The organism is Streptomyces sp. NPDC001933, assembly GCF_042890955.1.
In the GTDB taxonomy this organism is placed as follows: Bacteria; Actinomycetota; Actinomycetes; order Streptomycetales; family Streptomycetaceae; genus Streptomyces.
On the sequence record NZ_JBIASS010000088.1, the window covers coordinates 1 to 2,812 of the forward strand.

Genomic DNA, 2,812 nt, shown 5'->3' on the forward strand with positions numbered 1-2,812 from the left:
CGCAGCCAACTCCTCACTCAGCACACACGGTCAACGAAACGACCGATCAAGAAGACACGCCATCACGGACCGCACATGACCAAGCACTACTAGTGTCCTGCAACGGTCTTTTGTGTGATGGTGGGTCGGTTTCTGGTGGTGTGTGGCCGCGTTGTTTGTAGTGGCTGGTGCGGGGCTTGGTGTTGTCGTCTTCGGCGCCAGGTCGACCAGTGCAGGATGTGCTCGACACGTCCGGAGCAGTGTGGACGGCTTGGCGGACCACCGCGTGCACGGCAGCCGGGTCAAGGGCCGGAAGGCCGCTGTGAGCGACCATGCAGAGGCGGTGGGCGCAATCCATCACGGCGACGCCGCCGGAACAGGCGGAGACGGCCATCAGGGCACGCTGGGACACCTGCGGCCACGGCGACCTGGATGGCGCCCAGGGCGAGGGCGACGTCGAACAGCCGGAACGCCCTCGACCGGCTGACGCCGGGCCCACCCCTCTTGGAGCTCCCACCCCGCTGACCACGTATTCCTCACTCCGTGACCAGCCAATCCTCATTGCTTGTCCAGCACCAGCGCCAGGCCGTCACTGCTCAACACCCCATAGAATCACCCGGGTCGGCCCGCACCACAGCGCTCAAGACCGGACACCGAACTGAGAACCATCCCGGACACGGAAGCGAGAACTCCCAATAAACGCGAAAGTCCCCTCCGTAAGAGCTGTCCCGTAACCCACGAGGCTGAGGGTCATGCTGTGTCAGGATCGATGCCGATGGCACCGGCGGAGCGAAGCGAACGCCCGAGGTCTCCGGTGAGGATGCGGGGGTGGCGCCGCCACCACCACAGGTCGGGGCCGGGGAGGCTGTGGAACTGGTCGAGTGCTTGGCCGTCGTCGTCGACGGTCGCGGCCTTGTACCGGTCGTCCAGAGCTTTGATCTGCGGGGTCCAGAGCTGCACGATGTGTTCGTCCAGCAGGAGCCACGCCTCGTGCAGCCAGTTTCGGCAGTAGAGGTCGTTGGTGTACTCGTAGATGTCGTAGCCGTAGCCACGCTCGATGACGCTCACCAGGGCGGCCCACGCGTTCACCCTTTCAGCGACCATGAATGCTGTCCGCCAGCCGCGCTGGTGCAACAGCTCTCCCACCTCGGTTTCAGTAGCCACGGCGGGAGACTCTCACGCCGAATCCGTCAGGGCGACCGAGATATCTCCCGCCAAAGGCTGCGGGCCCTGGAGCATGATCAAGGTGAGACGATCTCGCCGTGGCTGGTGTGATCACGGCGTCGGAACCCTCCTGGATAGCCCCGTTCACTGGGCTGAGCCCGCGACAGTTCACGAAGCTCGTGACCGCGTTGCGGCGGGAGGGAACCGACCCGGTGCGCAGAGGCCGACCGAACGCTGTACGGCCCGTGGGGGCCCGCCCACGGGGCAGCGTCTGCGCGCGGGACGGCAACGAGGACCAGGCGGCCTGGCCCCACTGGGATCCGAGGTCGACGAAGCGGCTGTAGTGCAGCTGCGCGGCGGAGGAGATCGTGGCCCGGGGTCCGAACCGGTACGGGACAGCGCTTACGGACAGGCCCCGAGCAGGAGCGAGGGAATTTACCGGGGCGTGGCCCACCTCGTGTGCCCCCACGAATCCACGGTCTGACGACGGCGCACCTTCCCGGGGCGGGAAGGTGCGCCGTCGTCGGACCGGGCGGGGCATCAGGCCTCGGGGTTCAGCATCGCTGCCGCGGTGGCCAGGTCGGTCTCGGCGCCGGTGGTCAGCGCGTACAAGGCGTACCCGATCGGGGAGGTGTCCCACAGGTGCTTCGCCTGGGCTGCCAGGCCGGGGTGGACGTTCCCGCCCGCTTGCTCGTACGCGGTGAGGGTGGCGTGCAGCATCTCCTCGCCTGCGGCGCCGTACTGGGCGGACAGGTCACGGGCGGGGTCGTCCACGCGGGCGGTGGTCCAGTCCAAGACCCCGGTGATCGTGCCCTCCTCGTCGAACAGCACGTGCGCGGGGTAGATCTCGCCGTGGGTCATCACGGTCTGCTCGGGCCAGCAGGTGTCGTCCTCGAGCCAGGCCTGCCAGGCCTCGGTCAGGGCGGGGGAGACAGTGAAGGCCTCGCTCACGCGGGCGATGTCGTCCCGCCACGCCTGACGTACCTGGGCCGGGGTGCGGACCTCGACGCCCGCGGCCTCGGCCTGCTCCGGGGTGATGGAGTGCAGACGGGCCAGCAGACGCCCCAGGCGCTCGGCGTAGTCCGGGCTGGCAGGGTCCATGTGCCAGTTGGGCTCTCCGGCGTCGGTCAGGGTCAGGCCCGGGGCGCCGGGCAGGGCCGGGTAGGCGATCAGCTCGGGGGAGCGGACCTGCCAGTCGGGGACCGCGACGCCGTCCTCGGCCAGGACGGGGGCGACCAGGTTGAGGATGCGCGTCTCGGCGGGGCGGCCATGCCCTCGGAGACGTCGGCGCGGCGCGGTACGCGCAGCACCCACTTCTGGTTGGTCGTGTCGGAGGCCATGACGACGCGGTAGTCCAGGCCCGCCTCATTCACGGTGGCGTCCTGCGCGGACAGGCGCGGGCCGTGGGTGGCGGCCAGGGCGATGACGTCATCGATCGTGTTCATGGGACCACGCTCGCACCTGCGCCTACGTCACTTCCAGTTTTTCCCCTCACCAGCCATGCCACCGAGGGGCTGCTCCGGAACGACACGGCCTACTCCTCGACCGTCCTCGCTTGCCAGATGCCGGCTGCCCGCCGACCACCTGCCGGCGCCTGCTGCTCCGGCAGGTGGTCGGCGGGCAGCCGGCGGGCCCGGTCGGGGCCCAGCTCACAGGCCGGCCCGTAGGC

General features: G+C 69.0%; 2 protein-coding genes and 1 pseudogene. 1 reads left to right on the plus strand and 2 read right to left on the minus strand.

The genetic code is table 11. The features are described 5' to 3' along the window. Positions 1–729: 729 nt before the first annotated feature. Complete coding sequence (locus tag ACFYY7_RS45120) at positions 730–1,143, minus strand: hypothetical protein (RefSeq protein ID WP_388672176.1); 414 nt, start codon at positions 1,141–1,143, stop codon at positions 730–732. 98 nt (positions 1,144–1,241) lie between these two features. Between ACFYY7_RS45120 and ACFYY7_RS45125 the strand changes: the two are divergent. Continuing rightward, positions 1,242–1,373 (plus strand): annotated as a pseudogene (locus tag ACFYY7_RS45125) (IS5/IS1182 family transposase); the annotation flags it as partial. A gap of 310 nt (positions 1,374–1,683) precedes the next feature. Here ACFYY7_RS45125 and ACFYY7_RS45130 read toward each other — a convergent pair. Next, complete coding sequence (locus tag ACFYY7_RS45130; protein WP_388672179.1) at positions 1,684–2,457, minus strand: macrolide 2'-phosphotransferase; 774 nt, start codon at positions 2,455–2,457, stop codon at positions 1,684–1,686. Positions 2,458–2,812: the final 355 nt, after the last annotated feature.